At 62.7% G+C, this 24,531-nt stretch carries 24 protein-coding genes; 14 read left to right on the top strand and 10 right to left on the bottom strand.

All coding sequences use genetic code 11. The annotated features are described in order from the left end of the window. The first annotated feature begins 85 nt into the window (after window positions 1–85). From accB to aat, 3 genes are read left to right on the top strand one after another with little or no spacing between them, the layout of a single operon-like run. The gene (accB, locus tag OEZ71_RS00705) at window positions 86–586 is read left to right on the top strand and encodes an acetyl-CoA carboxylase biotin carboxyl carrier protein (RefSeq protein WP_263738013.1); all 501 of its coding nucleotides are present in this window, start codon (window positions 86–88) and stop codon (window positions 584–586) included. 7 nt (window positions 587–593) lie between these two features. After that, on the top strand, window positions 594–1,940 hold the full coding sequence (accC, locus tag OEZ71_RS00710; RefSeq protein ID WP_263738014.1) for an acetyl-CoA carboxylase biotin carboxylase subunit: 1,347 nt from the start codon (window positions 594–596) through the stop codon (window positions 1,938–1,940). Between the two features lie 28 nt (window positions 1,941–1,968). After that, window positions 1,969–2,598: a leucyl/phenylalanyl-tRNA--protein transferase gene (gene aat, locus OEZ71_RS00715; protein ID WP_263738015.1), complete on the top strand. Its 630-nt coding sequence runs from the start codon at window positions 1,969–1,971 to the stop codon at window positions 2,596–2,598. Here the strand turns inward: aat and OEZ71_RS00720 are convergent. The 5 genes from OEZ71_RS00720 to OEZ71_RS00740 form a co-directional block, all read right to left on the bottom strand. Beyond that, window positions 2,535–2,921 carry a DUF2155 domain-containing protein gene (locus OEZ71_RS00720; protein WP_263738016.1) on the bottom strand — a complete coding sequence of 129 codons (387 nt, stop codon included), beginning with the start codon at window positions 2,919–2,921 and terminating at the stop codon, window positions 2,535–2,537. The two genes, aat and OEZ71_RS00720, sit on opposite strands and share 64 nt — an antisense overlap. Further along, complete coding sequence (gene mlaD / locus OEZ71_RS00725) at window positions 2,918–3,388, bottom strand: outer membrane lipid asymmetry maintenance protein MlaD (RefSeq protein ID WP_263738017.1); 471 nt, start codon at window positions 3,386–3,388, stop codon at window positions 2,918–2,920. Before mlaD ends, OEZ71_RS00720 begins: the two co-directional genes overlap by 4 nt. Next, entirely contained in the window at window positions 3,388–3,762 is a 375-nt protein-coding gene (locus tag OEZ71_RS00730) for an NADH:ubiquinone oxidoreductase subunit NDUFA12 (protein WP_263738018.1), read from the bottom strand. Before OEZ71_RS00730 ends, mlaD begins: the two co-directional genes overlap by 1 nt. A gap of 245 nt (window positions 3,763–4,007) precedes the next feature. Further along, entirely contained in the window at window positions 4,008–5,276 is a 1,269-nt protein-coding gene (clpX, locus tag OEZ71_RS00735; protein ID WP_263738019.1) for an ATP-dependent Clp protease ATP-binding subunit ClpX, read from the bottom strand. 132 nt (window positions 5,277–5,408) lie between these two features. After that, complete coding sequence (locus OEZ71_RS00740) at window positions 5,409–6,038, bottom strand: ATP-dependent Clp protease proteolytic subunit (RefSeq protein WP_263738020.1); 630 nt, start codon at window positions 6,036–6,038, stop codon at window positions 5,409–5,411. A 255-nt stretch (window positions 6,039–6,293) separates the two neighbouring features. Here OEZ71_RS00740 and OEZ71_RS00745 point away from each other — a divergent pair, with 255 nt between their 5' ends. The 7 genes from OEZ71_RS00745 (at window position 6,294) to OEZ71_RS00775 (ending at window position 13,124) form a co-directional block, all read left to right on the top strand. After that, window positions 6,294–7,703 (top strand): amidase, encoded by a 1,410-nt coding sequence (locus OEZ71_RS00745; protein WP_263738021.1) that lies wholly within the window; start codon window positions 6,294–6,296, stop codon window positions 7,701–7,703. After that, window positions 7,703–8,068 carry a winged helix-turn-helix domain-containing protein gene (locus tag OEZ71_RS00750; RefSeq protein ID WP_263738022.1) on the top strand — a complete coding sequence of 122 codons (366 nt, stop codon included), beginning with the start codon at window positions 7,703–7,705 and terminating at the stop codon, window positions 8,066–8,068. Before OEZ71_RS00745 ends, OEZ71_RS00750 begins: the two co-directional genes overlap by 1 nt. 55 nt (window positions 8,069–8,123) lie before the next feature. Continuing rightward, the gene (gene modA / locus OEZ71_RS00755; RefSeq protein WP_263738023.1) at window positions 8,124–8,852 is read left to right on the top strand and encodes a molybdate ABC transporter substrate-binding protein; all 729 of its coding nucleotides are present in this window, start codon (window positions 8,124–8,126) and stop codon (window positions 8,850–8,852) included. Further along, entirely contained in the window at window positions 8,849–9,511 is a 663-nt protein-coding gene (gene modB, locus OEZ71_RS00760) for a molybdate ABC transporter permease subunit (RefSeq protein WP_263738024.1), read from the top strand. Before modA ends, modB begins: the two co-directional genes overlap by 4 nt. Next, window positions 9,508–10,584: a molybdenum ABC transporter ATP-binding protein gene (modC, locus tag OEZ71_RS00765; RefSeq protein ID WP_263738025.1), complete on the top strand. Its 1,077-nt coding sequence runs from the start codon at window positions 9,508–9,510 to the stop codon at window positions 10,582–10,584. The genes modB and modC overlap by 4 nt, the downstream gene beginning before the upstream one ends. A 19-nt stretch (window positions 10,585–10,603) precedes the next feature. After that, entirely contained in the window at window positions 10,604–11,302 is a 699-nt protein-coding gene (locus tag OEZ71_RS00770) for a CbiX/SirB N-terminal domain-containing protein (RefSeq protein ID WP_263738026.1), read from the top strand. A 157-nt stretch (window positions 11,303–11,459) separates the two neighbouring features. Continuing rightward, window positions 11,460–13,124 carry a Na/Pi cotransporter family protein gene (locus tag OEZ71_RS00775; RefSeq protein ID WP_263738027.1) on the top strand — a complete coding sequence of 555 codons (1,665 nt, stop codon included), beginning with the start codon at window positions 11,460–11,462 and terminating at the stop codon, window positions 13,122–13,124. A gap of 81 nt (window positions 13,125–13,205) precedes the next feature. Here the strand turns inward: OEZ71_RS00775 and OEZ71_RS00780 are convergent, their stop codons facing one another. The 5 genes from OEZ71_RS00780 to OEZ71_RS00800 form a co-directional block, all read right to left on the bottom strand. Then, window positions 13,206–14,594 (bottom strand): TRAP transporter large permease, encoded by a 1,389-nt coding sequence (locus tag OEZ71_RS00780; protein WP_263738028.1) that lies wholly within the window; start codon window positions 14,592–14,594, stop codon window positions 13,206–13,208. Window positions 14,595–14,599: 5 nt separating this feature from the next. Continuing rightward, complete coding sequence (locus OEZ71_RS00785; RefSeq protein ID WP_263738029.1) at window positions 14,600–15,280, bottom strand: TRAP transporter small permease; 681 nt, start codon at window positions 15,278–15,280, stop codon at window positions 14,600–14,602. A 76-nt stretch (window positions 15,281–15,356) separates the two neighbouring features. Beyond that, window positions 15,357–16,364, bottom strand: coding sequence for a DctP family TRAP transporter solute-binding subunit (locus OEZ71_RS00790; RefSeq protein WP_318527786.1), 1,008 nt, complete (start codon window positions 16,362–16,364; stop codon window positions 15,357–15,359). A gap of 367 nt (window positions 16,365–16,731) precedes the next feature. Next, entirely contained in the window at window positions 16,732–17,205 is a 474-nt protein-coding gene (locus OEZ71_RS00795) for a DNA polymerase III subunit chi (protein ID WP_263738030.1), read from the bottom strand. Next, entirely contained in the window at window positions 17,205–18,674 is a 1,470-nt protein-coding gene (locus OEZ71_RS00800; protein WP_263738031.1) for a leucyl aminopeptidase, read from the bottom strand. The genes OEZ71_RS00795 and OEZ71_RS00800 overlap by 1 nt, the downstream gene beginning before the upstream one ends. 148 nt (window positions 18,675–18,822) lie before the next feature. On the opposite strand from OEZ71_RS00800, the gene lptF reads away from it, so the two are divergent. The 4 genes from lptF to OEZ71_RS00820 are packed head-to-tail and all read left to right on the top strand — an operon-like array spanning window position 18,823 to window position 24,531. After that, entirely contained in the window at window positions 18,823–19,932 is a 1,110-nt protein-coding gene (gene lptF / locus OEZ71_RS00805) for an LPS export ABC transporter permease LptF (protein ID WP_263738032.1), read from the top strand. After that, on the top strand, window positions 19,929–21,026 hold the full coding sequence (lptG, locus tag OEZ71_RS00810) for an LPS export ABC transporter permease LptG (RefSeq protein WP_263738033.1): 1,098 nt from the start codon (window positions 19,929–19,931) through the stop codon (window positions 21,024–21,026). The genes lptF and lptG overlap by 4 nt, the downstream gene beginning before the upstream one ends. Continuing rightward, on the top strand, window positions 21,026–23,164 hold the full coding sequence (locus OEZ71_RS00815; RefSeq protein ID WP_263738034.1) for an LPS-assembly protein LptD: 2,139 nt from the start codon (window positions 21,026–21,028) through the stop codon (window positions 23,162–23,164). Before lptG ends, OEZ71_RS00815 begins: the two co-directional genes overlap by 1 nt. A 56-nt stretch (window positions 23,165–23,220) precedes the next feature. Beyond that, the gene (locus OEZ71_RS00820; RefSeq protein ID WP_263738035.1) at window positions 23,221–24,531 is read left to right on the top strand and encodes a peptidylprolyl isomerase; all 1,311 of its coding nucleotides are present in this window, start codon (window positions 23,221–23,223) and stop codon (window positions 24,529–24,531) included.

Genomic DNA, 24,531 nt, shown 5'->3' on the forward strand with positions numbered 1-24,531 from the left:
CGCCCGCCCAACCGCGTATAACCGCCAGAGAACAAGGCCCGCGAGGTAAAGACGGGCCCCCGGACAGGACCGATCGAGGACATCGATGACAAAACCATCCCATGACAGCGACGTGGCCTTCATCGAGGCGCTTGCGGAACTTCTGAACACCAAGAACCTCGCCGAGATCAGCGTGAAACGCGAATATGGCGACAATGACCGGCTGAACGTTACGGTCTCCAAATACGCGGCTCAGGCCGCGGCACCGGCTGCGCCTACGCAGATGGCAGCCCCGGCCGCCGCACCTGCGGCCCCTGCTGCCGCCCCGGCCGCTGCACCCGCCTCCTCGGCGCCCGCCGATCCGGCAAGCCATCCGGGCGCGGTCACCTCGCCCATGGTCGGCACCGCCTATCTCTCGCCCGAACCGGGCGCGGACCCGTTCATCACCATCGGCGCCGCCGTCAAGGAAGGCCAGACCGTGATGATCGTCGAGGCGATGAAGACGATGAACCATATCCCCGCGCCGCGCGCCGGGACCGTAAAGCGCATCCTCGTCGAGGATGGCAGCCCCGTCGAATACGGCGCGCCGCTGCTCATCATCGAGTGAGGGCGCGATGTTCGAAAAAATCCTGATCGCCAACCGGGGCGAGATCGCGCTCCGCGTCATCCGCGCCTGCCGCGAGATGGGCATCCGTTCTGTCGCGGTGCACTCCACCGCCGATTCCGACGCGATGCATGTGCGGATGGCAGACGAAAGCGTCTGCATCGGCCCGAACGCGTCGTCGCAAAGCTACCTCTCGATCCCCGCCATCATCTCGGCCTGCGAGATCACCGGCGCGCAGGCCATCCATCCCGGCTACGGCTTCCTATCCGAAAACGCCAATTTCGTTCAGGCGCTCGAGGATCACGGGATCACCTTCATCGGCCCGACCGCGGAACATATCCGCATCATGGGCGACAAGATCACGGCCAAGGAAACCGCAAAGCAGCTTGGGATTCCGGTCGTTCCCGGCTCGGATGGCGGTGTGCCCGACACGGCGGCTGCAAAGAAGGTCGCCAAGGAGATCGGCTATCCTGTCATCATAAAGGCGACCGCTGGCGGTGGCGGACGCGGCATGAAGGTGGCGAAGGACGAAGACGGGCTGGAGATCGCCTTCCGCACCGCCCGGTCGGAGGCCAAGGCCGCCTTTGGCAATGACGAAGTCTATATCGAGAAATACCTGCAAAAGCCGCGCCATATCGAGATTCAGGTCTTCGGCGACGGCAAGGGTCAGGCCGTGCATCTGGGCGAACGCGACTGCTCGCTTCAGCGCCGCCACCAGAAGGTGTTCGAAGAGGCACCCGGCCCTGTGATCACCCCCGAACAGCGCGCCGAGATTGGCGCGATCTGCGCCAATGCCGTGGCCAAGATAAACTATATCGGTGCGGGCACGATCGAGTTCCTGTTCGAAGATGGCGAGTTCTATTTCATCGAAATGAACACCCGCCTTCAGGTCGAACATCCCGTCACCGAGGCGATTTTCGGTGTCGACCTCGTCCGTGAACAGATTCGCGTCGCCGAAGGCCTGCCGATGTCGTTCACGCAGAACGACCTGGTGGTGAACGGCCATGCGATCGAGGTCCGGATCAATGCCGAGAAACTGCCGAACTTCTCGCCTTGCCCGGGCAAGATCACCCAATACCACGCACCGGGCGGCCTTGGCGTGCGGATGGATTCTGCGCTCTATGACGGCTACTCCATCCCGCCCTATTACGACAGCCTGATCGGCAAGCTGATCGTCCATGGCCGCGACCGGCCCGAGGCTTTGGCCCGGCTGCGCCGCGCGCTCAGCGAACTGATCGTGGACGGGATCGACACCACGATCCCGCTCTTCCACGCGCTTTTGCAGGAGCCCGACATCCAGAGCGGCAATTACTCCATCCACTGGCTGGAAAAGTGGCTGGCGAAGGAATTCGGCTAATCGGCAGGAATGGCCGCACGGGGTGGCCATGCTGACGCCCGAAGTGATGCTGTCGGGTTATGCGCATGGCATCTTTCCGATGGCCGACGGCCGTGACTCAGAAGACCTGCATTGGGTCGATCCGCGGCTGCGCGGTGTCATTCCCCTCGACGGTTTTCATGTTTCACGGTCGCTACGCCGCGCCATCCTGCGCAAGGACTATTCAATACGAATAGATTCCGCCTTCTCCGCCGTCATACGCGCCTGCGCCGACCGAGAGGAAACCTGGATCAATGCCCCGCTCTTTGATCTTTATGACCGTTTGCACGATATGGGACACGCGCATTCGCTGGAGGTCTGGCAGCAAGGGGAACTGACAGGAGGCGTTTTCGGCATCACGCTCGGCGCGGCCTATTTCGGCGAGAGCATGTTTTCGAGACGCACCAATGCCTCCAAGATCGCGCTTGCCTATCTGGTCGACCGGCTGCGTCAGGGTGGCTTCACGCTCTTTGACACCCAGTTCCTGACTCCGCATCTCTCCTCGCTGGGCGGCATCGAGATCCCGCGCGCCGAATACAGAGCAAGGCTGGCTGACGCGCTTGAACGTGAAGCGGACTATTGTGCCGTCTCAGATCCTTCGGCCGAGGGGATGCTGCAGCGCATGACCCAGACGTCATAACGCGGATCATCCATTGCCGAGAGCGCCGGGCTGGAGGCGACCATCCAGCCATCGAACGCCACCGCGCCCGATTTTGCGTCGGCGATGGTCACGAAAGCATAGGCGTTCGAGAATGGGTCAGCTACCGGGTAGCGGCAGTCCCCCAGCGTCACACTCAGGCGACCGAACTCTGCGGTCTGACCAACGCCAAGGTCGAGATCGGTCGTCGTCCCGGCGACCTTGTCGAGGCCACGCAAGAGTGCACCCGGTGCGCTTTCGACATCCTGAGCAAACGCCCCGCCGGAAAGGGCCAGCATGGAAGCCACCACCAACAGGGATTTCATGGCGCGTCTGTCCCTGCGCCTGTGTCATCGCCGCCACCGGCGAATTTCATCATCAGCGCGATGACGCTGACAGCACCCTGAGTGTTTTCCACCTCGGCGCCTGAGGCGAGGTTCAGCGGGCTGCCGCCCGGCTGCAGTTCGAGGAACGCCCCCCCCAAAAGCCCCTCGGAAGCGATGATCGCGGTGCTGTCATCGGGGATCTCAACACCGTTCGCGACGGTAAAGGTCGCGTCGGCGAAGAAGGTTTGCGGATTGAGAGCAAGCGAGGTGACAGTGCCGACCTTGACTCCCGCCAGCCGCACATCGGTACCCACGGTCACGCCCTCGACCGATCGGAAGCTGGCCGTCAGGTCATAGCTGTCGGTCGCGCGCGAAAGCCCGCCGCCCTCGGACGCGTAAACAAGAAAACCAAGCGCCGCAGCCAGAACGCCCGCACCGGTCAGAACCTCTGTGACATTCTCGGCCACTATTCCGGGCTCCACGCCTCATAATCCCGCCGGTCGGCGGGGGCCGCGTGACGGATGGACCCGGCGGGCGCATAGGCGAGCGCCGTGCCGGTCAGATTGGCCTCATGCGGCTTTTCCCAGGACTTGTGGGGCAGTGCAGCCTTGGTCGGCGGCTCATTCCAGGTGAAATGCAGCCAGCCATGCCAGTCGGGGCTGATCCGCGATGCCTCGCATTCGCCGTTATAGATCACCCAGCGGCGCTTGCGGTCACGGGTTTCATAAAAGCAGTTACCCTCGGCATCCTCGCCGACCTTCACCCCCTTGCGGGCGGTGAACAGCTGGGTTCCCAGCGTCTGGCCATTCCACCAGGTCAAAAGGCGCAGCAGGAATTTCATCGGCAACCTCCGGGCAGTCCTGCCCCCTTATAACGCAGGGGATGGCGAGGTCCAGAGACAAGACCGACCCAGTGGGGAGTCGAATAGGCGGGAAACGAACAGAAACTTAACAATCCGTCCGTTCGCCCGGAATCAAGCGCGAAGCGCGCCGGGCGAGCGCCGACCCGGCTACTGTTTCACCAGTTGCAAGGCCTGAAAGGGAGTTTAAAGAAGGCCGGAGCGGTGGGACGAAACGGCGCGATATCTCACCCCGCCGTCGCGGTCTTTTCGCCCTTGGTGTCGGCATGGATCAGAAGCGGCTTCGCGCCCGAGTCAACCGCCTCTTCGTTGACCACCACTTCCTCGACCGAGGTCATGCCGGGCAGTTCGAACATGGTATCCAAGAGGATATCTTCCATGATCGAACGCAGGCCCCGCGCGCCGGTCTTGCGCTTGATTGCACGTTTGGCGATGGCCGAGAGCGCGTCGGCGGTAAAGGTCAGCTTTACGCCTTCGATGTCGAAAAGCCGCTGGTATTGCTTGACCAGCGCGTTCTTCGGCTCGGTCAGGATCGTGACAAGCGCGTCCTCGTCCAGATCCTCCAGCGTCGCGAGCACGGGCAGACGACCGACAAATTCCGGGATCAGACCGAATTTCAGGAGGTCTTCGGGCTCCAGCTCTTTGAACAATTCGCCGACATTGCGGTCATCGGGGGATTTGACCTCGGCACCGAACCCGATGGCCGACCCCTTGCCGCGCTGCGCGATGATCCGGTCGAGACCGGCAAAAGCGCCGCCGCAGATGAAGAGGATATTGGTTGTGTCGACCTGCAGAAACTCCTGCTGCGGATGCTTGCGCCCGCCCTGCGGCGGAACCGACGCAACCGTGCCTTCCATGATCTTCAGAAGCGCCTGCTGCACGCCCTCGCCCGACACGTCGCGGGTGATCGAGGGGTTGTCGGACTTGCGGGTGATCTTGTCGACCTCGTCGATATAGACGATGCCGCGCTGCGCGCGTTCGACATTGTATTCCGACGCCTGAAGTAGCTTCAGGATGATGTTCTCGACATCCTCGCCGACATAGCCGGCTTCGGTAAGCGTCGTCGCATCGGCCATGGTGAAGGGCACATCGAGGATACGGGCCAAAGTCTGCGCCAGCAGGGTCTTGCCGCAGCCGGTCGGCCCGATCAGCAGGATGTTCGACTTTGCCAGTTCGATATCGGCCGATTTCGCCGCATGGTTCAGGCGCTTGTAATGGTTGTGAACCGCGACCGACAGAACACGCTTGGCATGGACCTGCCCGATCACGTAGTCATCCAGTACCTTGCAGATGTCGCGCGGCGTCGGCACGCCATCGGAGGATTTGAGCCCGGTGGACTTCGTTTCCTCGCGGATGATGTCCATGCACAGCTCGACGCATTCGTCGCAGATGAACACGGTCGGGCCGGCAATCAGCTTGCGCACCTCATGCTGCGACTTTCCGCAGAAAGAGCAGTAGAGCGTGTTCTTGCTGTCGCTGCCTGAATTGTTCGCCATCGTCACCCTCTGCGGCCTGTTAACTCGCGTTTGTCGTCTTATTGGCTGCCCTTTTGGACAAGATTAGGGCAGCCATGGGGTCATCACAATGCCAAAATACCCGACCCGGATCACGGATTCAGGTACCAGGCATCACTTCTTTTCGTCATCCCCCGTCCGCGCCGAGAGAATCTCGTCGATCAGGCCCCAATCCTTGGCCTCTTCCGGCGACATGAAATTGTCGCGCTCCAGCGCCGCCTCGACCTTCTTGACCGCCTGGCCGGTATGCTTGTGATAGATCTCGTTCAGGCGGTCCTTGAGCTTCTGGGTCTCCTGCGCGTGGATCATGATGTCCGTCGCCTGGCCCTGATAGCCGCCCGAGGGCTGGTGCACCATGACGCGGCTGTTCGGCAGCGAGAACCGCATGCCCTTCTCGCCCGCTGTGAGGAGAAGCGAACCCATCGACGCGGCCTGACCGATCACCAGCGTCGACACTTTCGGCCGGATGTATTGCATCGTGTCGTAGATCGACAAACCCGATGTCACCACGCCGCCCGGTGAGTTGATATACATCGCGATTTCCTTCGACGGATTTTCCGCCTCAAGGAACAGAAGCTGGGCGCAGATCAGCGTCGACATGCCGTCATGGACAGGGCCGGAGAGGAAGATGATCCGTTCCTTCAGCAGCCGCGAAAAGATGTCATAGGCCCGTTCCCCGCGCGAGGTCTGTTCGACCACCATCGGAACGAGGGTGTTCATGTAGATGTCCAATGGGTCTTTCATGCTCGTCCGCCTCTCGCTGTTCCCTGATCCCATGCTTACGTATGGAACCTTGACCGAGTCTTAGTAGCGCGTTCCGGGGGCTGCAAGGGCTGGCGCGCCCGAAGTGCCCCGTTCAGAGGCAGGGCCAAGAAAATTCAAGTTTTCTTGGCAAAATCTTTCGAAGATTTTTGCACCGGAGGAAACGCGACGCCGACGCCGCTGGACCGGTCGCTTTGCGCAGGCTAGTTCTGCGTCGGAAAAGGTCGTGAGGTCGACATGGACATATGCGCTGTTTCCGCAGCGGAGCTTTCGCGCCGGATGGCCTCGGCTACCTGGACCGCCCGGGCCGTGATGGAAGCCTATCTCGACCGTATCGCCACGGTAAATCCCGGCCTGAACGCCATCATTTCGCTCCGCCCCGCTGCGGATCTGCTGGCCGAGGCCGACGCGGCCGACCGGTCGCCCCGGCGCGGCTGGCTGCACGGAATGCCGCTGGCAGTGAAGGACGTTGTCGCGACGAAGGGGCTTCGGACGACCTACGGCTCCCCCCTGCACGCCGATTTCGTGCCCGAGGCCGACGACCTCATCGCTGCACGGATGCGGGCTACGGGTGCGATCTTCATCGGCAAGACCAACACGCCGGAATGGGGACATGGGTCGCACAGCTACAATCCCGTCCAAGGCGTCACCCGAAATCCCTATGACCCGACCCGTACCGCCGGTGGCTCCTCCGGCGGCGCTGCGGCGGCGCTTGCAGCGCGGTTGGTGCCGGTGGCCGATGGTTCCGATACGATGGGCTCTCTGCGCAATCCGGCCGCCTTCTGCAATGTCTACGGCTTTCGTCCGACCTGGGGGCTGGTGCCGCAGGACGCCGTCGGCGACACGTTCATCAACACCATCACGACCGACGGCCCGATGGCGCGCAGCCCCGAGGATATCGCGCATTTCCTTGAAATCCTGGCAGGTCCCTACCCCGAAACACCGCTCGGGCGCGCGGCAGAAGCCTATTCTTCGCTCCTTGATACCGACATCAAGGGCAAGCGGATCGGCTGGCTTGGCGACTGGGACGGAGCCTATCCGGTCGAGGATGGCATTCAATATCTCTGCCGCACCGCGCTGTCTGTCTTTGAAGATCTCGGAGCAAGGGTAGAACCCATTCAGGCACCCTTGCCTGCCGAGGAGCTTTGGGAAAGCTGGACGGTGCTCCGCTCTGCCATCAACGCCCATGCCAAGCGCGACTTGCTGGAGGACCCGGAAAAACGTGCCCTGACCAAGCCCGAAACGCTCTGGGAAATCGAAACCGGTCTGACCCGGACGACCGCCGATCTCTTCCGCGCCAGCGAAATCCGCTCGCGCTGGTATGCCGCCGCGGCGCGCCTCTTCGACCGCTTCGATGCACTTGCTTTGCCATCCGCTCAGGTCTGGCCCTTCCCAACTGACTGGACCTGGCCGCGTGATGTGGCCGGACGGCAAATGGACAGCTATCATCGCTGGATGGAGATCGTCATTCCCGTCAGCCTGATCGGCCTGCCCTGCCTGTCCATTCCCGCCGGGTTCGGGGCAAACAGCCTGCCCATGGGCGTACAATTGTTTGGCCCAACCGGCTCTGACGCAAGGATCCTCGCCATGGGCCATGCCTATCACCGCGCGACCGATTGGCCGTCTCAGCGCCCGCCGGTGCTGTGATGGCTGGCAAGGACCATCCCGAACTCAAACTTCGCCTGACGCTCAGGGGCGGCGAATGGCTCGGCCCCGGCAAGGCCGACCTCCTGGAAGGCATCGCCGAAACCGGCTCCATCTCTGCCGCGGGCAAACGGATGAAGATGAGCTACAAGCGCGCCTGGGGTCTTGTGGAGGTGCTGAACGGCATGTTCCGCGAACCGCTTGTCGCCTCAAGCCGGGGCGGCGCCGGACATGGCGGCGCGGAACTGACGGAAACCGGCCACGCGGTACTGCGGCTTTACCGGCGGATGCAGGCCAATGCCGTCAGTGCGACCGAGGCCGAAATCGCACAACTGATGCAACTGACCGATATTCCCGACCGGAAATAACGCTTGCAAGACGCGCAAAGACCCCGTTATCTCCGTCGGGATATAACGGAACCGCATGCGCCTGATCCTGACCCTCGCCCTCTGCCTTGTCACCGCCGCCGCGCGGGCGGAATCGGCTTTGGTCGCGGTCGCCACCAATTTCCGTCCGGCTGCCGAGGAGCTTTCCGAGGCCTTCACAGCTAAGACGGGGCACAAAATCCGCCTGACCGCCGGGGCCACGGGCAAGCTCGCCGCCCAGATCGCAAACGGCGCGCCCTTTGACGCGTTTCTCTCTGCCGATACCGAAACGCCTATGCGGTTGGCGTCTACCGGCCAAGCACTGGCCGAAACACGCTTCACCTATGCAACCGGCGCACTTCTTCTCTGGTCTGCCGATCCTGCCCGCGACCTTTCGGACCCCGCCGCCGCAATCGAAGCGGCCCGCCATGTCGCAATCGCTAATCCTGCCCTTGCGCCCTATGGCAAGGCCGCGATGCAGGCTATTGAAAAATTCAATATTTCGACGATCGTCTGGGACAAAATCGTGACCGGAGAAAACATCGGCCAAGCCTATGCCCTGACCGCCTCCGGCGCGGCCGATATCGGCTTCATCGCTGCCTCCGCGCTGCCCGCAACCGGCAGGTCATGGCCGGTCCCACAAGACCTGCACGACCCGATCCTGCAGGACGCCATCCTGCTGGCCCATGGAACCGACAACCAAGCCGCCCGCGCCTTCCTCGACTGGCTGCGGGGTGACATTGCAAGGGCCATCATCCGCCGTCACGGCTATGAGGCAGACGAATGACGGATCTCGGCCCTCTCTGGCTTACGCTACGGCTTGCGGCCATCGTGACCGTGCTGCTGCTGATCCTCGGCACGCCATTGGCCTGGTGGCTCGCCCGCACCCGCTCGCGCCTCGCTCCCGTGATCGAGGCCGTGACCGCCCTGCCGCTGGTGCTGCCGCCGACTGTCCTTGGTTTCTACCTGCTCATCGCCTTCAACCCCACCGCCCCGCTTGGTCAGTTCTGGCTGAACGTCACCGGCACGACGCTGACATTCTCCTTCACCGGCCTCGTCCTCGCCTCGCTCCTCTACTCGCTCCCCTTCACCGTCCAGCCTTTGCAATCCGCATTTACCCAGCTAGGCCCCGCGCCGCTGGAGGCGGCGGCCAGCCTCGGCGCACGGCCGCTTGACGCCTTCCTGACGGTCGCCGCACCCCTGTCGCTCAGGGGCTACCTGACCGCCGCTGTTCTCACCTTTGCCCATACATTGGGCGAATTCGGCGTCGTCCTGATGGTGGGGGGCAATATCCCCGGCGAAACCCGCGTCATCTCAATCGCGATCTATGAGAAGGTCGAGACGCTCGACTATGCCGGCGCGCATCGCCTGTCGGGCCTGCTGCTTGGCCTTTCCTTCCTCATCCTGCTCGCACTCTATGCGCTGAACGGAAGGCGGCACGCATGAAAGAGCTGGTTATCAATGTCGCGCTGCAACGCGATGATTTAAAAATTGAAATTGATGAACGACTGCCGTTGTCCGGCCTCACCGCGATCTTCGGACCAAGCGGTGCTGGAAAGACCACGCTGCTGCGCCTCATCGCCGGTTTCGAACGCGGAATCGGAGAAATGCGGTTCGGTGACGAAGTCTGGCAGCAGGGCCGCCACTTCACGCCACCTTATCACCGACGCGTAGCGACCGTGTTCCAGCAACCCCGGCTCTTCGACCATCTCGACGTGGCGGGCAACCTTGCCTATGCCGCACGACGCGCCGGGCAGATGGGCGCCGTGGCCGGGATGGTCGAGCGGTTCGCCCTCGATCCGCTCCTCTCCCGGCGCCCGGAGACCCTGTCAGGCGGAGAGGCGCAGCGCGTGGCACTGGCACGCGCGCTTCTGACCGCGCCGCGTCTGGTGCTGATGGACGAACCCGTCACGGCACTCGATCAGGCACGTAGAAACGAAATACTGCCGTTTATCGAGAGCTTGCGCGACGAAGCAAATGTACCGATCCTCTATGTCAGCCATTCGCTCGCAGAGGTGACCCGGCTTGCCACTCAGATCCTGACCCTTGCAGAGGGTCGCGTCACGGGTCACGGCCCGGCCGGCACGATCCTGCCCCACCTCGCCGCAACCCCGGACCAGCCCGGCGAAGAACCGGGCGGCCTGATCACCGCCCGTGTTGCGGGCATGAGCCATGACGGGCTTTGCGAACTGCATTTCTCCGGCGGCACCATCCTTTCGCCAGGACGGGTCGGGCCGGACGGCGCCGAAGTGCGGCTAATCATTCGCGCGCGCGACGTTATGCTTTCGCGCGACCGGCCCGTGGGTCTTTCGGCCCTGAATATCTTGCCTGCCACCGTCACCTCAGTGGTCCCCGTCGGCGCTGCCTCCGCCCATATCGGCCTCGATTGCGGCGGAACCGCCCTTGCCGCGCGGATCACGATGCGGTCGGTCGCGGCGCTTGAACTCGTGCCCGGAGCAAGTTGCCACGCGATCCTGAAATCCGTCGCTTTAGCGCGGGAAGCATTGCCATCGCCGTGAACCCCGCTAGGGTTTGCCCATGACCCGATCCGCCCTCATCGTGGCCCATGGCCAACCTTCCGACCCCGACCCGGCTGAGGCCGACATGGCCCGGCTTGCCAAGTCCGTCGCCAGTTATCTTCCTGACTGGCAAGTCAGCGCAGCAACACTCGCGGCTCCAGACGCTCTGAAGATCGCACTCGACACGCTTGATAATCCAATAATTTTTCCGTTCTTTATGGCTGACGGGTGGTTCATCCGCACGCTCCTGCCAAAACGCCTCTCCGAGGCCGGGCATGAAGAGCTTTCTGTTCTGACGCCCTTCGGGCTTCTGACCAAAACGCAAGTCCTTTCGTTGCAAGCCGCCCGCAGGGCGACCGCGGAGCGAGGCTGGGCCGAGGCGGACACCACGCTGATCCTCGCCGCGCACGGTTCCGGCCGCAGCAACTACCCGGCCGAAGCCGCGCGAGCCATCGAACACACGTTCGCCGCTGAATCAGTGTTCGCTAGGGTCCGAACCGGTTTCATCGAAGAAGAGCCTTCGCTCGCCCACGCGGCACGAGGTGCGGGCGATAAGGCGCTCTGCCTGCCGCTTTTCGTTGCCCGTTGGGGCCATGTGATCGGCGACATCCCCGAAGCCCTAGAAACCGCAGGCTTCACCGGACACCTGCTTGATCCGATTGGCACCCATCCGGACGTTCCTGCCCTGATCGCAAAAACGATCCTTGACGCGTCATAGCCAGCCAATGTGCCGGGAACACTCACGGCAAGACACCATATTCTTCACCAACAGCACGTACCCTTTCAGCGGGCATCGACTTGCCCCGCCAGCTTATGTAACAGTTTCATGACAGTTTCGTAAAAATTGAGACTCGAGCAAAACAAAGGAAATAATCTTGTCAGAATCCTCCCCGCTCCTCTTCCTTCTGCATGTCGCGGGTGCGGCCGCGCTCCTGATCTGGGCCGTGCGGCTGGTGCGGACGGGGGTGGAGCGCGGCTGGTCCGTGCCGCTGAGACGGCTTCTGCGGCAGGGGGCGGAGCGGCGGATGGTCGCGGCGCTGTCGGGAACAGGCGCGGCCATTGTCCTGCAAAGCTCGACAGCGGTCGCGATTCTTACCTCGAACTTTGTCGCCGCAGGCACGCTGGCGGCAGCGGCGGGCCTGGCGATCCTGCTTGGCGCCGATCTCGGCTCGGCCATCGTGGCGCAGATCCTGCTCACGCGGGCCGACTGGTTCGTACCCGTGCTTCTGGTCGCGGGCGTGGCGATGTTCCTGAAATCGCAAAGCCGGGACTACCGAATGGCAGGCCGGGTGCTGATCGGGCTCGCGCTGATCTTCGTCTCGCTCACCATGATTCGGGACGCGACCGAACCGCTGCGCGACAGCAAGGGGCTCGTCACCGCGATGACCTATCTGGGCGGCGATCCTGTTACGGCCTTCGCCATCGGCGCGCTCTTCGCCTGGGCGGTGCATTCGTCGGTCGCCGCCGTCCTCCTCTTCGTCACGCTGGCGGCGCAGGGCGTCCTGCCGGTCACGGCAGGGGTGGCGATGGTGCTCGGCGCCAATCTCGGCGGCGCGATCATCGCCTATGTTCTGACACTCGGGGCCGAGATTGAGGCGCGCCGGGTCATTGTGGCCAATCTCGCGCTCAGGGGTGGCGGCGCCGCGCTCGCGCTTTTCGCGCTCTCCGCATTTGCCCTGCCGTTCGACTATCTCGGAGCCACGCCCGCACGGCAGGTCATCAACCTGCATCTTGCATTCAATCTCGCGCTACTCCTGATCGCCCTGCCGGTGACGCGCCCGGTACTGGCCCTTGTCTCACGCTGGATTACAGCGCCTGCGCAATCGTCGAACCTGACGCGTATCAGCGCGCTCGACCCCGCCGCACTGACGCAACCCGACCGGGCTTTGGCCTGCGCCACACGTGAGATCCTGCAGATGGGCGAAGGGGTTGAGGCGATGCTGCGGTCCGTCATCGGGCTTTATGATGAATGGGACGATACGGCGGCCAGTGCGATCCGTGCCAAGGAAACCGAGCTCGACAAGATGCATATCGCGATCAAGCTCTATCTTGCCAAGCTGCACAGGACTGCGGATGGCGAGGAGGCAACGCAGAAGAGCCTGGAGCTTGCAGATATGGCCGTGAACCTTGAAAGCGCGGGCAATACGATCTCCGATGTGATGCTGGCGCTGGCCCGCCGCCGCGACCAGAGCGGCAGCGCCTTCTCGGAAACCGGCTGGAAGGAGATCCGCGATTTCCACGACCGGGTCCTGTCAAACGCGCAGTCGGGGCTCAATGTGCTGATGACGATGAACCCCGATGCCGCCCGGGCGCTGGTCGAGGAGAAGGACCGCGTCCGCGACATGGAGCAAAGACTTCAACGCTCTCATCTCGACCGCCTGAAACAGGGCCTGACGGAAAGCATCGAAACCTCGAACATCCATCAGGAAACGCTGAGGGCGCTGAAACAGGTCAACTCGGCCTTCACCATGATCGCCTATCCGATCCTGTCGGAAACCGGCGACCTGCTGTCGAGCCGTCTGACCCGGCAGCAGGGTTAGGCTAGCACGCCGGACGGGAAGGATTTTGGTTCAAAATCCTTCCCCGGAAAAGTTTTGAAACAAAACTTTTCCGACCCGCCGCTACTTGATGATCGTCTCGGGCCCCATGACCTGTGTCGGCAACCATGTGGACAGGACCGGCACATAGGTCACGATGATCAGGAAGACGAAGAGCACGGCCAGGAAGGGTGCCGCCGCCTTCACGACCCGCATCATGGACATGCCCGCAACGCCAGAGGTCACGAAGAGGTTGAGGCCAACCGGCGGGGTGATCATGCCGATTTCCATGTTCACCACCATGATGATGCCGAGATGGATCGGATCGACGCCCAGCGAGATCGCGATCGGGAAGACCAGCGGCGCCACGATCAGGATCAGCCCCGAAGGTTCCATGAACTGGCCACCGATCAGCAGGATCACGTTGACGATGATCAGGAACACGATCTTGCCAAAACCCGCATCGAGCATTGCCGCCGCAATCTGTTGCGGGATCTGCTCATCGGTCAGCACATGCTTCAGGATCAGCGCGTTGGCGATGATGAACATCAGCGTGACGGTCAGCTTCCCTGCCTCAAAGAGCGTCGCCTTGGTATCGCGGTGGATGAAGGCGGTGACCAGCGCGATGGGCTTCTGGATCAGCGTCAGGTTCCTGCCGTCGCGTGAGAGCGGACCCATGTCGCGGTAGATGAAGGTTGCGACGATGAAGGCCCAGACAGAGGCGACGGCGGCCGCTTCGGTCGGTGTGAAGATCGCCGCGGTGATGCCCGGGATACCGTAAAGACCGACCATGATGATGACGATCAGCATCAGGCCCCAGAACGCCTCGCCGAAGCTTTCCAGGATTTCACCCCAGCCAAGCCACTCGCCTTTCGGCAGGTTCTTCCAGATGGCCCAGATCAGGATCGTGGCCATCAGCATGCCGCCCGCAAGCAGCCCCGGGAAGACGCCGGCAAGGAACATGCGGCCGACCGAGACGTCGGTTGCGGACGCATAAACGACCATGACGATCGAGGGCGGGATGAGGATACCGAGCGTACCGGCATTACAAATCACGCCTGCGGCAAAATCCTTGGAATAGCCGACCTGCCGCATCGCCGCGATGACGATGGAACCGATGGCAACCACGGTTGCCGGGCTCGACCCCGACAGCGCGGCAAAGAGCATGCACGCGAAGACACCGGCGATCGCCAGACCGCCCGGCAGGTGGCCGACGCAGGCGATGGAAAAGCGGATGATCCGTTTCGCCACGCCGCCCGTCGACATGAAGCTTGAGGCGAGTATGAAGAACGGGATCGCCAGCAGCGTCGAATGCCCCTCCATCGCGTTGTAAAGCGTCTGCGCGATCGAGGCGAGCGAGGTGTCGGAGAACCACAGGAGGAACAGGGTCGACGACAGGCCAAGCGAAATGGCGATCGGCACGCCGATCAGCATGAATCCGATCACCATGAAAAAGAGAAGGACGACTTCCATTTATCTCACTCCTCGTAGTTCATGTGGCGGACATCGTCGACGGCGTCCTCGGCTTCGTGGCTGACGATCAGGCTTTCGCGCGTACCGGTGACGATGCCCCAGGTGGCCTGGATCAGGCGGAACAGCAGCAATGCACAGCCAAGCGGCAGCATCGCATAGGGAATAAAGCGCGGCAGCTTTTCGTAGGCTTCGCCCTGATTGAAGATCGGCTCGATGAACCTGAGCCATTCCGGCATCGGAATCTGCTCGGTCTCATACCAGGCCTGATCGCGGGTCTTGATGAAGCCTTCGGGGAACCAGCGCCCGCCGGTCTGTTCAAACCCGCCGAACGGCGCCCAGTAATCCCAGGCCCCCTTCATCAGCAGGAAGGCGTAAGCAAGGCAGCAGACCGCCGCGGCCAGCGCGAGGATACGACGCCCGCGATGAGGCAGGATGTTGATCACCGCATCCACGCCAAGATGAGCCGTCACCTTTACCGCATAGGACATGCCGAAGAGCACAAGCCAGGCGAAAAGCGCCGAGGTCAGTTCCAGCCCCCAGATCAGGGAGGAGTTGAAGACATAGCGCAGAATGACGTTGACGAATGTGATGACCGTCATCAGACCGAGGATCACCGCGATCACGGTCTCCTCGAATTCATTTACGACGCGGCCCAGCGGCGTCGCGGGTTCATATTTTCCGCTCATTTCCTCCCCCCCTTTTTAGTCGGGCCCGGCCTTTACGGCCGGGCCCACGTTACCGGATCACCGTGGTGATATTGGCTCAGCTGCCGGTGTTGAACGACTGCGCCGCGTCGATATTGTCCTGCCCGATGCCGTCGGCGAACTGATCCCAGACCGGCTTCATGGCGTCGACCCAGGCCTGACGCTGTTCGTCGGTCAGTTCGACGATCACGCCGCCATTGTCGAGGATCGCCTGTCGGGCCTCGGCATCGACCTGGTTCACAGCCGCGTTCCGCTCGGCAGTCACTTCGGCGAGGATGGTCACGACCTGATCCTTCACCGCCGGGTCGAGGCTTTCGAGCCAGTCGACCGAGGCGACAACGAGGTAATCGAGCACACCGTGATTGGTTTCGGTTGTACCGTCCTGAACTTCATAAAACTTCTGGCCATAGATGTTCGACCAGGTGTTCTCCTGCCCATCGACAACGCCCGTCTGCAGTGCGCCATAAACCTCGGCGAAGGCCATCGGCTGGGGCGAGGCACCAAGCGCCTCCATCTGCGCCACAATCACGTCAGAGGGCTGAACGCGGATCTTCAGTCCGGACATGTCGGTCGGCAGCAGAAGCGGCTTGTTAGCGGACATCTGCTTCAGGCCGTTATGCCAGAATTCCAGACCCTGCAGTCCTCGACGGACCATCGAGTCCTTCATCGCCGTACCGGTCTCGGACGCCTGGAACGCATCGACCGCCTTGATGTCCTTGAACATGAACGGCAGGTCAAAAATCTGGAACTGCTTGGTGAAAGCTTCGAATTTCGACAGCGACGGTGCGGCGAACTGGACGTCACCCTGAAGCATCGCTTCCAGAACCTGATCATCATCGTACAGAGTGGAGTTCGGGTAGACCTCCATGCAGGCGGTGCCGTCCATCTCGGCATTCACGCGCTCAGCGAAGAGCGAAGCGGCAATACCCTTCGGGTGTTTGTCGGAGTTCGTCACGTGGGCAAATTTCATCACGATCTCGCCCTCGTCGCAGCCTGCGCTGGCAACAGCGGCGCCGGCGGACAACGCAAGCGCGATCGCGGTCATCGTGGTCGTCAGAGTTTTCATTGGTAACCTCCCGTCGTCTTTATGAACTGGCACGTCACAGCACGTGACGCTCACAGACAGAAAAGCGATCGGCGACCCCACAATCAACGATTTGTTACTTTTGAGGAAAGACGGCATTTTTATGATTATTTACAACAACTTAAAATCATATCGACGTAGCGCCTTCAAATGCGCGTGCGGAACTTCGCACAAGGAGATCAATGAAGGTGCGGAAAACCACACACCCTCTGAGTGGTGGAATCGCTGATCTATTGAGAAGGCTTTGTCACGCCACCGATGCGGAACACACGCTGAAGGTTTCGCCGCCGCCACCAACCAAGGTCCGAGTGCGCTAAGGTTTTCTGACCACCGCCCACGGCAGAAAAAATCACGCCTTCTGCGGGCCGCTTTCCGCCTTCTTCTGCCAGCGACCGTCCTCTTCGCTCCAGTATTGCGCGACGACCCCGGCGCCGGTCAGCGCCTTCCACTGGCCGCGCGCATGGTCGAGCGCCGCGGGGTCGTTGCCGTCAAAGAGAATGCAGACCCGTTCCAGCCTTGCGCATTCCGTTGGATCAACCTCGGCCCCGTCGATAACCATCAGACAGGCCGCGCCGTTTGGCGCCTCGGTCCCGGTCGTCAAGAGGATCGGCTGCAATGCATCGTGTTTGCCGCCCGCAATCCCATGCGGCAAAAACCCCTCTTCCGGCCCGGCCCACAGCTTCTGGTCGAGCCAGTCGAGCCGCCCCGCATCGCGCCCCCGAACCACCACATGCCAGCCGGCCTGAAGCGACTTGGTCAGCAACATCGGCAAAGTCGCCTCAAGCGGTGATCGCGTGAGGTGGTAGAAGAGCGCGTTGCCCATCAGCCTTCCAGCATGTCGCGCACCAGCCGGTCGAGCGTCATCACCCCCCAGCCGGACGCGCCCTTGGGCGCAAGTGCTGTTTCCTTCGGCGGCAGCGCCACGCCCGCGATGTCGATATGACACCACGGGGTCTCGTCCTTCACGAACCGCTTGAGGAACTGCGCCGCGGTAATCGACCCCGCAGGCCGCCCGCCGGTATTCTTGATGTCGGCCAGCCGGGTCTTGATCAACTCGTCATAGCCCGGCCCCATCGGCATCCGCCAGGCGCCCTCGCCCTCGGCCTGCGCCGCTTTCAGAAGCGCGCCCGCCAGCTTGTCGTCATTCGAAAAGACCCCGGCATTCTCATGCCCCAGCGCAATGATGATCGCACCTGTCAGCGTGGCGAGGTTGATCATGCCGGTGGGCTTAAACCGGTCCTGTGCATACCAAAGGACATCGGCCAGAACCAGCCGCCCCTCGGCATCCGTGTTCACCACCTCGATCGTATCGCCCTTCATCGACTTCACGATGTCGCCCGGCCGCTGCGCCTTGCCGTCGGGCATGTTTTCGACGAGCCCCACGAGGCCGACGACGTTGGCCTTGGCCTTCCTGAGCGCGAGCGCCCGCATAACGCCCGACACGACGCCCGCGCCGCCCATGTCCATCGTCATCTCTTCCATGCCCGCCGCGGGCTTGATCGAGATGCCGCCGGTATCGAAGACCACGCCCTTGCCGACAAACGCAAAGGGCGCCTCGCCCTTCTCGCCGCCCTTCCACTGCATCACGACGACCTTGGAAGGGCTTTCCGAACCCTGACCCACGCCCAGAAGCGCCCGCATCCCGAGCTTTTCGAGGTCCTTCTCCTCCAGCACCTCGACCTCAAGCCCAAGCGTCTTCATCTCCACCAGTCGGTTGGCAAAGTCGGTCGTGGTCAGCACGTTCGCGGGTTCATTGACCAGATCGCGGGTAAAACAGACCGCATCCGCCACGGCGGCCATCGGCGCGAAGGCCGCACCGGCATCCACCGGCTTGTCGGCCATCACGGTGACTGCACCCCGGTCGCTGTTCCTTTCGCTGAGATAGTTGGCGAACGTATACGAGCGAAGCGCAACGCCCATCGCGACATCGGCCGCCTTCGTCTGCCCGGCCGCCAGAACCGTCACCCCGGATTCGCCGAGCGCCTTGCCGATCGCGCCCCCCGCCTTGCGCGCCTCTTCCACGGTGGCCTTCTTCGGCAGTTTCACAAGCTGCACCGCTTCGGCACTGATCCCGGCTGGATAGGCAAGGTCCATCGCTTGCCCCGGCTTCAGCTTGCCCCAGGCCTTGCTTTCCGTCGCCCGAACCAACGCACCTTTCATCTGCCGGTCGAGCCGCCGCGCGACGGTGCCAAGCGCTCCTTCCGGGGCGAGAAGAACCGCAATCCGACCCTCCGTTGCCTTCAGGGTTTCAAAATCGACGGCAACGAATTCAATCGAGACGGGCGCGCTCATAAAAGACCTCCGGGCGTTGTTCCGCCGGACCCTATCGCCCCGCCTCCGGCTTGGCCAGATATGAGTTTTCCCCGCGCGGCTGATCGGCTAGGGATGGGGCAATAGAGGTGAGGGAGTGTCAGGGACCGTGTCCAGATTCGACAGATACATGCTGTCGCAGCTGATGATGCTGTTCGGCTTCTTCTCGCTGATCCTGGTATCGGTCTATTGGGTGAACCGCGCGGTCAGCCTGTTCGATCAGCTGATATCGGATGGCCAGTCGGCCTGGGTCTTTCTGGAATTCACCGCACTGACACTGCCGAATGTCATCCGCCTGGTCCTGCCGATATCGGCCTTTGTCGCGGCCGTTTATGTCACCAATCGCCTGTCCTCGGAAAGCGAGCTTGTGGTAATGCAGGCAACCGGGTTCTCACCGTTGCGGCTGGCCCGGCCGGTTCTGTATTTCGGGCTGATCGTCGGCCTGATGATCGCGATTCTCGTTCACGTTCTGGTTCCCGCAAGCCGGACCAAACTGACCGAGAGACGCGGCGAGATCGCCGAGAATGTCGCGGCGCGTTTCCTGACCGAAGGCGCCTTCCTGCACCCGGCATCCGGGATCACATTCTATATCCGTCAGATCACCGAAACCGGCGAACTGAACGACATCTTCCTGTCGGACAGCCGCGCCCCGGGCGAGCGCACTACCTATTCCGCCGAACGTGCGCTTCTCGTGCGGACCGAGGCCGGACCGAAGCTTCTGATGTTCGAAGGTATGGCGCAGACCCTGACGCTCGCTGATCAGCGGCTGTCGGTGACACGGTTTGACGATTTTTCTTTCGATGTTGGCGCGCTGATGGCCTCTGCTGCACCGCGTCCGCCTGAGCTGGAAGAGGTCTCGACCGGCGCCTTGCTGCGCGGTGACCCGGAATTGGCGCAAACCATGGGCATCCCACGCAACCGCCTGCTCTACGCCGGACATGAGCGCCTGACCCAGCCGCTTGTCGCGGTTGTCGCCGCACTGATTGGATTTGCCGCGCTGCTGACCGGGGGATTCAGCCGCTTCGGTCTCTGGCGCCAGATCGCGATTGCCGTGGGCGCACTGATCTTCGTTCAGTTTCTCGTGAACGGCGCGACCAACCTTGCCACGCGCACGCCCGATCTCTGGCCCATTGTCTATCTGCCGGTTCTGGTCGGCTTTGCCCTTGCCGGCGTCTTGCTGGCCCTTGCCGGAAGGACGCGGAAGGTACGGCACAGCCTGGTCGCGGCGGTGGCATCATGACGCTCTCACTTTATATCGCACGACGCTTCGCCTCCTCGTTTCTGATGATGTTCTCGGGTTTCTTCGCTGTCCTCTTCCTGATCGAGATCGTTGAACAGGTCCGGCGTTTTTCGGGCGCGAATCTGACGCTGGCCGAAACCGCCGAACTTGCGCTTCTCAAAGTACCGGAATCGGCTTACCGCATCCTTCCAATGATCATGATTCTTGCCTCCATCGCGCTCTTCCTCGCGCTGGCCCGGTCGTCTGAACTGGTGGTGATTCGTGCTGCTGGCCGGTCGGCCCTGCGGATGCTCGCCGCCCCGCTCCTGACCGCGCTCGCCATCGGAGCACTTGCCGTTGCAGTGCTGAATCCGATCGTAGCAGGCACATCAAAACGGTACGAGGTCCTATCGGATCGCCACCGTCTGGGTGACGGCAATGTCCTGTCGGTCACGCGTGAGGGCCTCTGGCTGCGGCAGGGTGGCGAGGATGGCCAGATCGTGATCCATGCCGACCGCGCCAATCTGGACGGGACGACGCTCTTTGGCGTCTCCTTCATCGCCTTCGCGCCCGAAAGCGGGCCCGTGGCGCGCATCGACGCCGAAATGGCGGAGCTTACTCAGGGCGCATGGCTCCTGCGTGGCGCGAAGGAGTGGCAATTCGCGCTGGGTGGCAATCCCGAGCGTGAGGCGGTGCAGCACCCGCAATACCGGCTGCCCTCGGACCTGACCGCCGATCAGATCCGCGACAGCTTCGGCACTCCCTCCTCCATCGCGATCTGGGACCTGCCGGCGTTCATCACCGCTCTGGAACGGGCGGGGTTTTCAGCGCAGAAGCATAATGTCTGGCTGCAGATGGAACTCGCCCTACCGCTTCTACTGGCAACGATGGTTCTCGTCGGCGCCGGGTTCACCATGCGCCACGCAAGGTCAGGACGCTCCGGAACCATGGTGCTGCTTGCGGTCATATCGGGCTTCGCCATCTTCCTCTTGCGTAACTTCGCGCAGGTTCTGGGCGAAAACGGACAGATCCCGGTCCTGATCGCGGCGTGGAGCCCGCCCGTCGCCGCTGCACTTCTGTCGCTCAGCCTCGTGCTGCATCTGGAGGATGGCTGATGCGGCACCTGATATCCGCGCTGCTCTTCACCCTGCTCTTTGCGCTCCCGCTCCGGGCGCAGGATCAGGCGACCCTGATCGCCGACCGGGTCTTTCTTGCCGGGGATGAAACGCTGACCGCCGAAGGCGCCGTCGAGGTGCTCTATCGCGGCGCGCGCCTGACAGCTGAGCGGATAACCTTTGACAGCCGCACCGACCAGTTGACGATTGTCGGACCGATCCGGCTGACCGATGTGAACGGAACCGTGGTTCTGGCCGACGCGGCCGAATTGTCGCGCGACATGACCGAAGGCGTCCTGACCAGTGCGCGCATGGTGCTCGACCAGCAGCTACAGCTTGCCTCGACCTCTATGACAAGAACGGAGGGACGGTACACGACGCTTAACAAGGTCGTCGCATCGTCCTGTCAGGTCTGCCCGTCGAACCCCAGACCGCTGTGGGAAATCCGCGCCCGGCGTGTCGTCCACGACCAGAAGGAACGGCAGCTCTATTTCGACCATGCCCAGTTCCGCGTTGCGGGATTGCCGATATTCTACGCCCCGCGGCTCAGGATGCCCGACCCGACCCTTAAACGGTCGTCGGGTTTTCTCATGCCATCGGTGCGCACCACCTCCGCCCTCGGCGCAGGCATCAAGCTGCCCTATTTCTTCGCGATCGGCGACAGCCGCGACCTGACGCTGACGCCCTATGTCTCGACCAACCACACGCGCACGCTGGAATTCCGCTATCGCCAAGCTTTTGCAAGTGGAAAGATGGAGTTCACCGGCGCGCTGACCCGCGACGATCTGCTCCCCGGCGATACACGCGGCTACCTCTTTGGAGAGGGACAGTTCGACCTTCCGCGCGATTTCGGCTTGGCTTTCGCAGTCCAGACGGTCAGCGATGATGCCTACCTGCTCGATTACGGCGTCAGCGATGTCGACAGGCTCGCAAGCGGGGTCGCGATCACCCGGACCCGGCGCAACGAATATATCGAGGCGCGTATCTTCCGCTACTGGTCGATCCGGCCGGGCGACGACAACTCGGTTCTGCCCACCTATGTCGGCGATCTGACCTTGACGCGCCGCTTCAGTCCCGCCTATCTCGGCGGCGAGGGGCAGTTCCGCTTTCAGACCCATGGCCACCGGCGCAGTTCCGACGTCGATACCGACGCGAATGCTGATGGTGTTACCGACGGCCGCGATATGGCGCGGGCAACGCTGATGGCGGATTGGCGGCGGAACTGGACCTTGCTGAACGGCATGGTCGTGTCAGGCGGGTTCCAGGCAACGGCGGACTTCTACTCCATTGGCCAGGATGCAGACTATCCGGGCACCGTGACCCGGTTCACCCCCGCTGCGATGGTCGAACTGCGCTGGCCGTGGGTGAAGACCGAACGGACAGGCGCCACACAGGTCATTGAACCGGTGGTGCAGGTGGTCTGGAGCCCGGACAGCACCGATAATGTCCCCAACGAAGACAGCCAGATCGTTACCTTCGACGAAGGCAACCTGTTTGATTTCAGCCGTTTCCCCGGCGCCGATGCGCATGAACTGGGAACAAGGTTCAACATCGGTGTCGGCTGGACGCGGTATGATCCCGCCGGATGGTCACTTGGCGTCACAGCCGGGCGGGTCTTCCGTGCGCGTGATCTTGGCCAGTTCAGCGCCGCTTCGGGCCTCGACGGGACCTCGTCGGACTGGCTTCTCGCAGTTCAGGCCGAGAACACCTTTGGGCTGACCCTGATGAACCGGGCACTCTTCGACGACAACATGAACTTCAGCCGGGACGAGCTGCGCATCGGTTACGATGACGGGAAATACGATGTGACGGCAGGCTATCTCTGGCTGGTCGCGGACCCCGCCGAAGGACGTCTGCGCGAAAGCTCGGAATTCGTCTTCGATGCCGGCTGGAATTTTACCGACAACTGGCGCGGCACGCTGGCCGGACGCTATGATTTTCAGGCGGCACGCGCCGCGCGCGCCGCGATCGGGCTTCAGTACCGCAACGAATGCGCAACAATTGATCTTTCCCTCTCGCGCCGCTTCACGTCCTCGACTAGTGTATCAGCCGATACGAGCTTCAATCTCGGGGTCGCGCTGAACGGCTTCGGCGCGGGAACCGACGGACGGCGCTACCGGCGCACATGCCTGCGCTGACGACAAGCGGCCGGGCGAAAACCGAAGACGACGACAGAGCAGACGGACGGCACATGATGCGCAAGATCACTCTTCTTTCCCTCGCCCTCGCGGCGGTCACGGCCCTTGGCGGACCGGTTGCCGCCCAGTCGGGGCAATTCTCACCCGCCGTCATCGTGAACGACTCCGTCATCACTCAATACGAGCTGGATCAGCGCATCCTTTTTCTGCAGCTTCTGCGCGCCCCCGGTGACCCGGCTGAGGAAGCCCGCAAGGGCCTGATCGACGATCGTCTGCGCAGTCAGGCCGCAGAGCAGATGGACATCTCCCTCACCGCCGAGCAGATTCAGACCGGCATGGCCGAGTTCGCCAGCCGCGCCAACCTGGAAACCGAACAGTTCCTGGAAGCCATTGGCCAGGGCGGCGTGTCGCCCGAAAGCTTCCGTGATTTCGTCAGTTCCGGCCTTGCCTGGCGCGAGGTCGTGCGCACCCGTTTCGGCGGCCCCCGCATCACCATCACCGACGCCGAGATCGACCGGGCGATGTCCGTCGTCGCGCAGCGCGGATCGGGTCCGCGCGTGCTCCTGTCGGAAATCATCCTGCCGCTGGAACCGACAACGGCCGCCGATACCCGCGATCTCGCCCTTGAACTGGCCGAAACTGTCCGCTCCGAAACCGCCTTTGCCAATGCCGCCCGGACCTATTCCGCCGCGCCGTCGCGTGATCAGGGCGGCCAGCTTGGCTGGATGCCGCTGACCAACCTGCCGCCGCAGGCGCGCCAGGTCGTCGCCCAGATGGGCAATGGCCAGGTCAGCCCGCCGATCCCCCTTGGCAATGCGATCGCTCTCTTCCGCCTGCGCGGCATCCAGCAGGGCGGAGAGATCGCCGCATCGAATATCACGCTCGACTACGCGCAATACCTGATCCCCGGCGGCCGCAGCGCCGAGGCGCTGGCTGAGGCCGAGCGGGTCCGGGGCAAGGTCGATACCTGCGACGACCTTTACAAGGTCGCGCGCGGCAAACCCGCAGAACAACTTCTGCGCGACACAATGCCCGCAAGCCGGGTGCCTGCCGACATTGCCGCCGAACTTGCGCGGATGGACCGCAATGACACATCCGTCGCTCTGACGCGCGGAAATGCACTCGTTTTCCTCATGCTCTGCAACCGCTCCGCCACCATCGCCGAAGGCACCGATCCGACGGTTCCGGTGACGGTCGCGGCCGAGGATCTTCCCGAAGGCACACCTGCGATCAACCCCGAACTTGGCTTCGGCCGTGGCCCGAGCCGTGCGCAGATCCGCGAGGAACTGACCAACCAGCGCCTTGCGGGACTTGCCGAGGGCTATCTCGCCGAGCTGCGTGCGAACGCGATCATCATCACGCCGTGA

This window comes from Albidovulum litorale, assembly GCF_025751495.1.
GTDB classification, from domain to species: domain Bacteria; phylum Pseudomonadota; class Alphaproteobacteria; order Rhodobacterales; family Rhodobacteraceae; genus Albidovulum; species Albidovulum litorale.

Bases quoted from the DNA above. Each gene is read 5' to 3' on its own strand.
- accB (WP_263738013.1), top strand. From the start codon at position 86: ATGACAAAACCATCCCATGACAGCGACGTGGCCTTCATCGAGGCGCTT.
- accC (WP_263738014.1), top strand. From the start codon at position 594: ATGTTCGAAAAAATCCTGATCGCCAACCGGGGCGAGATCGCGCTCCGC.
- aat (WP_263738015.1), top strand. From the start codon at position 1,969: ATGCTGACGCCCGAAGTGATGCTGTCGGGTTATGCGCATGGCATCTTT.
- OEZ71_RS00720 (WP_263738016.1), bottom strand. From the start codon at position 2,921: ATGAAATCCCTGTTGGTGGTGGCTTCCATGCTGGCCCTTTCCGGCGGG.
- OEZ71_RS00730 (WP_263738018.1), bottom strand. From the start codon at position 3,762: ATGAAATTCCTGCTGCGCCTTTTGACCTGGTGGAATGGCCAGACGCTG.
- clpX (WP_263738019.1), bottom strand. From the start codon at position 5,276: ATGGCGAACAATTCAGGCAGCGACAGCAAGAACACGCTCTACTGCTCT.
- OEZ71_RS00740 (WP_263738020.1), bottom strand. From the start codon at position 6,038: ATGAAAGACCCATTGGACATCTACATGAACACCCTCGTTCCGATGGTG.
- OEZ71_RS00745 (WP_263738021.1), top strand. From the start codon at position 6,294: ATGGACATATGCGCTGTTTCCGCAGCGGAGCTTTCGCGCCGGATGGCC.
- OEZ71_RS00750 (WP_263738022.1), top strand. From the start codon at position 7,703: ATGGCTGGCAAGGACCATCCCGAACTCAAACTTCGCCTGACGCTCAGG.
- modA (WP_263738023.1), top strand. From the start codon at position 8,124: ATGCGCCTGATCCTGACCCTCGCCCTCTGCCTTGTCACCGCCGCCGCG.
- modB (WP_263738024.1), top strand. From the start codon at position 8,849: ATGACGGATCTCGGCCCTCTCTGGCTTACGCTACGGCTTGCGGCCATC.
- modC (WP_263738025.1), top strand. From the start codon at position 9,508: ATGAAAGAGCTGGTTATCAATGTCGCGCTGCAACGCGATGATTTAAAA.
- OEZ71_RS00770 (WP_263738026.1), top strand. From the start codon at position 10,604: ATGACCCGATCCGCCCTCATCGTGGCCCATGGCCAACCTTCCGACCCC.
- OEZ71_RS00780 (WP_263738028.1), bottom strand. From the start codon at position 14,594: ATGGAAGTCGTCCTTCTCTTTTTCATGGTGATCGGATTCATGCTGATC.
- OEZ71_RS00785 (WP_263738029.1), bottom strand. From the start codon at position 15,280: ATGAGCGGAAAATATGAACCCGCGACGCCGCTGGGCCGCGTCGTAAAT.
- OEZ71_RS00790 (WP_318527786.1), bottom strand. From the start codon at position 16,364: ATGAAAACTCTGACGACCACGATGACCGCGATCGCGCTTGCGTTGTCC.
- OEZ71_RS00795 (WP_263738030.1), bottom strand. From the start codon at position 17,205: ATGGGCAACGCGCTCTTCTACCACCTCACGCGATCACCGCTTGAGGCG.
- OEZ71_RS00800 (WP_263738031.1), bottom strand. From the start codon at position 18,674: ATGAGCGCGCCCGTCTCGATTGAATTCGTTGCCGTCGATTTTGAAACC.
- lptF (WP_263738032.1), top strand. From the start codon at position 18,823: ATGCTGTCGCAGCTGATGATGCTGTTCGGCTTCTTCTCGCTGATCCTG.
- lptG (WP_263738033.1), top strand. From the start codon at position 19,929: ATGACGCTCTCACTTTATATCGCACGACGCTTCGCCTCCTCGTTTCTG.
- OEZ71_RS00815 (WP_263738034.1), top strand. From the start codon at position 21,026: ATGCGGCACCTGATATCCGCGCTGCTCTTCACCCTGCTCTTTGCGCTC.
- OEZ71_RS00820 (WP_263738035.1), top strand. From the start codon at position 23,221: ATGCGCAAGATCACTCTTCTTTCCCTCGCCCTCGCGGCGGTCACGGCC.